The sequence below is a fragment of the Acidithiobacillus concretivorus genome, from assembly GCF_018853445.1.
Taxonomy (GTDB): Bacteria; Pseudomonadota; Gammaproteobacteria; order Acidithiobacillales; family Acidithiobacillaceae; genus Acidithiobacillus; species Acidithiobacillus concretivorus.
The window spans coordinates 1-7,137 of sequence record NZ_JABELD010000125.1; the positions used below are offsets into that span (position 1 = coordinate 1).

8 protein-coding genes and 1 pseudogene are annotated in these 7,137 nt (G+C 52.8%); 3 read left to right on the forward strand and 6 right to left on the reverse strand.

The window, feature by feature from the left end; translation table 11 throughout:
- Positions 1-144 precede the first annotated feature (144 nt).
- The 6 genes and pseudogenes from HJG40_RS13340 to HJG40_RS15180 all read right to left on the reverse strand — a co-directional run.
- A complete protein-coding gene (locus HJG40_RS13340; protein ID WP_215864650.1) occupies positions 145-798 on the reverse strand; it encodes a replication initiation protein in 654 nt (217 codons plus the stop codon).
- 259 nt (positions 799-1,057) lie between these two features.
- A complete protein-coding gene (locus tag HJG40_RS13345) occupies positions 1,058-1,327 on the reverse strand; it encodes a type II toxin-antitoxin system RelE family toxin (RefSeq protein ID WP_215864651.1) in 270 nt (89 codons plus the stop codon).
- Complete coding sequence (gene relB / locus HJG40_RS13350) at positions 1,311-1,514, reverse strand: type II toxin-antitoxin system RelB family antitoxin (protein ID WP_264317579.1); 204 nt, start codon at positions 1,512-1,514, stop codon at positions 1,311-1,313. The genes HJG40_RS13345 and relB overlap by 17 nt, the downstream gene beginning before the upstream one ends.
- Positions 1,515-1,608: 94 nt before the next feature.
- Positions 1,609-2,025, reverse strand: coding sequence for a hypothetical protein (locus tag HJG40_RS13355; RefSeq protein WP_215864653.1), 417 nt, complete (start codon positions 2,023-2,025; stop codon positions 1,609-1,611).
- 66 nt (positions 2,026-2,091) lie between these two features.
- Complete coding sequence (locus HJG40_RS13360; protein ID WP_303646308.1) at positions 2,092-2,937, reverse strand: tyrosine-type recombinase/integrase; 846 nt, start codon at positions 2,935-2,937, stop codon at positions 2,092-2,094.
- A 379-nt stretch (positions 2,938-3,316) separates the two neighbouring features.
- Positions 3,317-3,517 (reverse strand): annotated as a pseudogene (locus HJG40_RS15180) (hypothetical protein); the annotation flags it as partial.
- 115 nt (positions 3,518-3,632) lie between these two features.
- Between HJG40_RS15180 and HJG40_RS13370 the strand changes: the two are divergent.
- The 3 genes from HJG40_RS13370 (at position 3,633) to HJG40_RS13380 (ending at position 7,032) form a co-directional block, all read left to right on the forward strand.
- On the forward strand, positions 3,633-4,190 hold the full coding sequence (locus HJG40_RS13370; RefSeq protein WP_215864655.1) for a Csu type fimbrial protein: 558 nt from the start codon (positions 3,633-3,635) through the stop codon (positions 4,188-4,190).
- 108 nt (positions 4,191-4,298) lie between these two features.
- Positions 4,299-4,940, forward strand: coding sequence for a fimbrial biogenesis chaperone (locus HJG40_RS15480; RefSeq protein WP_368356172.1), 642 nt, complete (start codon positions 4,299-4,301; stop codon positions 4,938-4,940).
- Complete coding sequence (locus HJG40_RS13380; protein WP_215864656.1) at positions 4,909-7,032, forward strand: fimbria/pilus outer membrane usher protein; 2,124 nt, start codon at positions 4,909-4,911, stop codon at positions 7,030-7,032. Before HJG40_RS15480 ends, HJG40_RS13380 begins: the two co-directional genes overlap by 32 nt.
- The last annotated feature ends 105 nt before the right edge of the window (positions 7,033-7,137 follow it).

The window sequence follows — 7,137 nt, forward strand, 5'->3', positions numbered from 1 at the left end:
TGGGACACTACTCGTTTACGCTGGCAGAACAGGTGCTGAATGGCCAGCTCAGACCACTAAAGCAGCCTTCGGAGCTGGATGAATGGCCTTAGCGTACGTTTTCGTTCCGTTGGACTTCAAACCCCTTAAGGACCTGTAATTGGCTCAGGACCGCTTTTGACCACCGGGGCAGGCCATTGGGTGCCCAATACTCCCTGACGGCCTTGTAGGCCCATTTACGGCCTTTCTCGAACAGGGTGCAGTACGACCCAGCCCAAAACTCTCCGATGCAGCAGAGGGCAAGGAAGCGGCCTTGGCGGTCAAATCCACATGACAGGCCAGCTCCGCTAGCGTGTACGAGTTGCCGTGAATCTCCCAGACCTGCCAGCGGTCATGGAACGGGTTTTTGCAAATGAGGCCCGCATAGCCGGGGTCTGCGCTCAGGGCCACGGTATAGCCCCGCTCGATGCTGGCCAGATACCGCAACGGTTTCAAATGCGCCAGTTCCGTCCGGCAGACGCCCGCTTCCAGCAGGTAGATGAGGTGCCCGCGCTGCGTCCGGCGATTCATGACCGCCATGTTCGGCTCTGGCAGGCCTGCGTCCAGCCAGACGGGAAAAAAGTCTGTGGGGTCGATACAGGCCCGGTCGATGTCAAACACCATCACCCAGACCATGCCGGGGCCGTTGTGCTGGATGTATGCCCGTTGCAGGGCCAACTTGAGGGACCGGATTTGCAGGCCTGCGGTCAGGTCATCCGTGCAGTAGGGCTTGGGGGGAAGGTGCTCGCGGAAGCGGTCGAGGGCCGGATTAGCACTCATGGCCACCCCCGATCTCCGCGCCACGACTAGCGAAAAGATGCGGGGACTGGGTTGTTATAGGGCAATCAAATTGCCTATAATCGACCTGTCCCCCTAGGACGAATTGTATGCCCCGTGAACCATTGCCCGCCAAAGCTCGGTTCCGGGGCATTGTCTTGTTCAGAATCATGACAATGCCTTGTTATTCGTTATCCAAACTCCAAGCCTAAGCCCGAAAGCCCCCTCCCGGCAAGATCAGCGCCAATGGGTCAGCTTTTGCTCAATGGCGATAAACTTCCTTCCTGTGGGCGACTTTTACGATGAGAATGCGCACATCCTGGTCTTCGATACTGGCAATAATTCGGTAACTCCCAACCCGATACCGCCAAAGACCACTGAAACTTCCGGCGAGCGGTTTTCCCAAAGTGCGTGGGTCATCTAAGCCAGACACTTTCACTTCGATAAAATCTCTAATGCGCTTACGGTCTTGTGTATCTATTTTCCGCATGTCTTTTTGCACGGATTCGGCATATTCAACCTTCCAGGTCACGCCAAAACTCCTCGCTGCCTAGAACGCGCTCATCTCCACGCCGGACACGCTCCAAAGTCGCCTCCGCCAAATAAGCGTCTTCCATGTCATCCAAGTGTTCCAAGAGCGCCTCACGTACATAGTACGATTTGGTACGTCCCGTCGCTTTTGCGAGGGCATCTAACCGCTTTTCGATATCGCTAGACAAACGAACCCCTATCATAATTGCTCCGCGTTGAACTTGTTAAACAACACTTATTCTACATCGCCACCCGAGCAAATAAAAGAAATATCTCATTGCCTTACCTATCCTTTGAGCCAAATATCTTTGCCCACCATGGCCTATTGCCGCTACCTGGTAACAACTTGGCTTCCAGTGCATCTAAGCGTTGGCGGAGCCATGCTTCTTGTTCCTGATGCTCGCGAAGCTGTTCCTCACGCATTCTTAACATCTCACGGAGAGCTTCATTTTCTGCGCGTAACGCGGCGTTTTCATTCTGTATTGTAGTGATTTCTTGATTTATTCCGGTGTTGTTTCTGTTGTCTTCTTCGTTGTTTTGTATCGTACCAAATACCCTGAGTAGTTCTGCCGTGTCTATCTGCGGCCTGCCAAGATGATCCTTTTCTGCACTTATTTTTCCTGATCTTATGTATGCGTACAAAGTAGACCTGGCCACCTTGGACAGTGATGCAGCTTCAGAAATGTTGACTTTTGCCATATTACTCCAGTGTATCTTTTGTTGTCTTGTTTGTATTATAACCAACAATCCAAGCCGATCACCCACTCACCGCCACAATTTTTCAAAACGCTGGGCATTGGTAGCGGTATAGCGCACGGTGTGCTGGATATTCCGATGACCGAGATAGTCCTGGATGAGACGAGTATCGGCCCCCTGGTCGGCCAGCGCAAAACCACAAGCATGACGCAGCATGTGGGGATGGGGCGGCAGGGAAAGTCCCGCCTCTTCGCCATAGCGACGCAGGAGCGCCCAGAAGGTTTTGCGGGAGATCGCGGTCCCCCGGGTGCTCAGAAACAGCGCCTGATGGTCCAGAACACCCCCTCCCGGGCGTTCAGCCGCCGTCTTCTTCCAGCGTCGCAACCAGCGCGACCGCAGCTGCAACCAGCTGCGCAACAGACGCAGCTCTTCTGCCCGCAGGGGCTGGGTGGTGGACAGGCCGCCTTTCAGGCGCTGAACATGCAGAATCCGGCTGTCCAGATCCACCTGGTCCAGCTGCATGCCGCAGGCCTCCGACACCCGCAGGCCATGCCGGAACATCAGGAAAATCAGACAGCGGTCCCGGACGCCGGTCCTGGGGTTGTCTTTGGCGACCTGGAGCAACCGATCCACTTCCAGAGGGGTCATGTGCTTCCGTTCTTCGGGTGCGGCTCTGCGCCGCCTGGCGGTCGGGGAGTGGGCCACAGGAACCGCCGGCTCCGGCTCCGCCAGGGGCACCACATCCGTATCCAGCGGCACACTGGCCAGGGTTTCCTCCAGTTCCGGCAGGACGCCAAAGAAATCGAGCTGCTCCGGGGCTTTTCGGGTCTTTGTGGTCTTGGCCACCTTGGGGGACTTCGGCGCTTTGGGGGTAGCGTGGGTCTGCGCAACCGGGGCTTTTTTCGGGGTGGGCATGGGGCAAAATCTCCATCAGGTGCATTTTGTCTCATGATACCCGGTTTTCGGGCTTGCCCGGTAACAGGTTAATCAGTACATTAGCGTTATGCGGGGCGCAGCCCACCAGACAAAACAATCCATTGTGTCTCAACTTTAGTAGCGGCACATTCAACAGGGGTATCGAATTCTGCTAACGGGCGTCGGAAAAAATCTACGGGGCAAGCCATGATCAGTTTACAACTGAATGAAATTCCTGAGGAACTGTATCAGTGTCTCGTCAAAAACGCGGAGTTACATCAACGCAGTTTAAATGCTGAAATCCTGGACTGTCTGGCCATACAAATGTTTCAATCGAACATCAAAAACAGGAGCACTCAGGTCAGCATCAGAAATCTCCTCAGCGCAGAAGAGTTAAAGGCATTGCTTTCAACGGAAGATGATCTACTTGATCGGTCAGATACACCGGATTTGGAGCCAGATAACCGAGAGACTGATGCGGGTGACTATTATAAAACCCAAAGTAGGTAGGCAGCCCAACCATTATTCCGGTACATAGCTAGACCCGCAGGTAAATATCCTCGTACTTCACCCCCCTGAACCCGCTCGAAGTACGATAACATCAAATAATTTGCTTATGCACTATGGTTTCATAGATAATGTAATCCATTAGTAACACATTGCAACTCTATACGAAATTCACTGAGGATATTTTTATGAAACTACGTTTACTGTGTGCCACCCTGGGTGTTCTACCCTTGCTTTTTGCAGGCGCTGCTACAGCTGCTACAGCCACTACCACGTTTAACGTGACGGCAAATGTACCCTCAAACTGCAAGGTCAGCGCGACCAACTTGAATTTCGGAACCTACACGCCAGGTTCAGGAGCGGTTACCGGAAACTCTACCATTTCCGTAAACTGTACCAAGGGCACCGCATTTACAGTGGCCTTGAACGACGGATCCAGCACGGGTGCATCATTTACAAACCGTAATATGACGGGGACGGGTAGCGCAGATACTGCAGGCAATACGGCCAGCACATCCGATCTATTAAATTATCAGCTTTATACGACTTCTACCGTCGGTAGTGGCGGCACAGTGTGGGGAGATGGCTCTACCGGAACGTCCACAGTGGCAGGAACCGGTACGGGTATGGGCACACCGCAAGCCATTGCGGAAACGGTCTATGGGCAGATACCTGACAGTGGCGCCAACCTGTCGGCCGTCCCTGGCGCCTATTCAGACACGGTTACCGTGACAGTCTCTTACTAGTCTTACGGGGTATTTATCTCAATCCGTAGAATAGGGCGGTGGTTCGGGATTTTTTTACTCATCACCGCACCACTTCTGAGCCATGCGGGTGATTTTTCGGTATCACCCATTCATGTACATCTGTCGCAGCAGCATCCGATCGCGGCAGAGATACTCACTAATTTGCAAGACACTCCGCTCACGGTACAGGCAACTGCTGAGGATTGGTCCCAAAAGCAGGGGAAAAACATCACCCCTGCTACCGACGATCTCATCATTTCCCCCCCACTCTTTAAGATACCGCCCCACGGTCAACAGATTATCCGTGTTGGGTTGAGAACCCCCTTTCCCATTCAAAAGGAGGGCACTTATCGCCTGATTTTGCATGAAGTGCCTCCGCCATTTAATCCAAAGCACACAGCAGTGCAGGTTGTACTGAAAATGATCTTGCCCGTTTTTGTCGCCCCTAAAGCCGCAGTGCCACAAGCGCATCTTGATCTGTCTGCACAGGCAACCGCTCACGCTATTGCCTTGAAAATATCCAACACAGGAAACCAGCACGCAGAAATTACCGGGATAGCCCTTTTTTCAGATCACCATCCTGTAGCCAGAAAAAACCTTCTGCTCTATGTGTTGCCAGCGTCCCATATGGACATTCCTCTCCCTATCCAACACGGTGATACATGGATTGGAAAATCATTGTCTGTGCAAATAATTACCCCGCAGAGAGAAAAACCTATTGACGCCTCCGTCGTGGTTACCGCGCCTTAATCCCAAATACCTCGCTTTGTTTTTGGGGATGACGGGGCTCTGGTGCAGTCCAGCACAGGCACAAATCACTGCGGATATGGTGATTTTCTCTGTACGACTGAATGGCATGGCGGTGAGTAACGGCAGCATTCTGCAGAAATTGCCGAATGGCACCCTGCTGGTTCCAAAAAAAGACCTTGCAGCATGGCATCTCCGCCAACCAGACGCACCGGGATATCTGATCCATCGTCAACGCTACTACTCTCTCGCCGATCTGCATATATCCCATTACCGCATTGATTCAGAAAATCAGTCCCTATCCATCACCGCTCCCGCCCGCGCATTTCTCAGCACAACACGCTCAAAATCCGGGACCGCGCAAATATCCGTGACCCCTCCGGTATGGGGTACTTTTTTTAACTATGATATCTACGCACAACAGGCCAATCACACCACGCAGGAAGGAGGCTACTTCAAACTAGGCGTTTTTAATCCATTCGGGGTCGCCACGACAAGCTTTATTGCCCAAAACAATAACGCACTGCAGAACACACCGGGGCAGTCCGCACTGATTCGGTTAAATTCGACCTGGACGAGCACCTTTCCGAACCGGATGACGACCCTACAGTTGGGAGATTTCATCAATCAACCGGGTTCATGGGGTAATGCCGTGCGTATGGGAGGTATTCAGTATGGGACGAATTTCTCGACCCAGCCTTATCTGGTGACGACTCCGCTTTACAGCGTACACGGTCAGGCAACCTTGCCTTCCATGGTGGACGTTTACGTCAATCATGTTCTGGTAACCCAGCAAAAAGTACCATCTGGTCCCTTCGCATTGACGAATCTACCGGTCATCACCGGCGGCGGAAACATCACCACCGTAGTGACGAATGTATTGGGTGCCCAACAGGTCATCACGCAACCTTTTTTCTCCAGTCAGCAATTACTCCGTACCGGATTGAGCGACTTTTCTTTTTCATTGGGAGGGATACGGCAAAACTATGGGATACAGAGCGATAATTATGGCCCTATTGCTGCTGTAGGCACTTACCGAATAGGCCTTTCCAATACCTTCACCGGGGAAATTCATGGCGATGTCCAAGCCAACCAGGGAGCCACTCTGGGGCTATCTGGTACATGGCTGATTCGTTCTGTAGGCATCTTATCGAGTGCACTGGCTTATAGCCGTAATCCGGGCATCTACTCCGGGCAAGGGATGCTGGCCAGCCTCGCGTTTCAACGTATCACGCCTGCGCTGTCTTTCAGCGCCTCCGCGCAAGTGGATACCGCCGGATTTACCCAGTTGGGTGATGCTCTAGGATATCCACGTCTGCACTGGCAGGGAAATGCGACAATCAGTCACGGCTTTGGACATTGGGGTTCGCTGTCCACTTCCTATATTACCCAAAAATATTTTGGACAGCCGGCCATCAAAATCGCGCAGGCAAACTACAACCTGGGTCTGGGTCGATGGGGTTATGTCAGCGCGACTTTGCTCCGTGCTTTTGCACCGGAGCAGAGCACGCAAGTCGGTTTATATTGGACAGTGCCGTTAGGATCTCGGTCCAGTGCCAGCCTGTCAGCGCAAAGCGACGGTACCAGTACGGGGAAAACCCTCTTTACCGCAACCGCGCAACGTAACCTCCCCGTGGGTTCCGGATGGGGATATATGGCACAGGCTTCCAGCAATCAGGAAGCCTACCTGCAGGGACAGTATCGTGGATCGATTGGCACTTACACGGCACAGCTACAATCGTTTGCGGGAGAAGGCACCAGTTACCGCCTGGAAGCGACCGGGGGACTGGGTTACCTTGCAGGAAATGCATTCCTGAGCCGCACCATTAATGACAGTTTTGCACTGATTCAGGTGCCACAACTGGCCGGGGTACAGGTCTACGCCAACAATAACCTCATCGGGAAAACCAATGCGCTGGGGAATCTGATTGTTCCCCAATTACAACCCTACCAACACAATATGATTTCTATCAATCAGGGAGACTTGCCGATGGATGCAGATATTTCTACCTTGGAGATGCCTCTCGTGCCGGCTTACTTGAGTGGTAGCGTCTTAAAATTCAATATTAAGGTGTATAGTGGACCCCAGATTTGAGACAATAGTTTAAGCTTGTTGTCTGGTCAGGAGGAGACGATGAGCGCAGCAAAGCGGAAAGTGTATGGAGCCGCCTTTAAGGGCAAGGTGGGGCTGGAGGCGATC

What these genes read in the sequence shown, in the direction of transcription:
- HJG40_RS13340 (WP_215864650.1), bottom strand. Translation starts at nt 798, where the DNA reads ATGAGTGCTAATCCGGCCCTCGACCGCTTCCGCGAGCACCTTCCCCCC.
- HJG40_RS13370 (WP_215864655.1), top strand. Translation starts at nt 3,633, where the DNA reads ATGAAACTACGTTTACTGTGTGCCACCCTGGGTGTTCTACCCTTGCTT.
- HJG40_RS13360 (WP_303646308.1), bottom strand. Translation starts at nt 2,937, where the DNA reads ATGCCCACCCCGAAAAAAGCCCCGGTTGCGCAGACCCACGCTACCCCC.
- HJG40_RS13355 (WP_215864653.1), bottom strand. Translation starts at nt 2,025, where the DNA reads ATGGCAAAAGTCAACATTTCTGAAGCTGCATCACTGTCCAAGGTGGCC.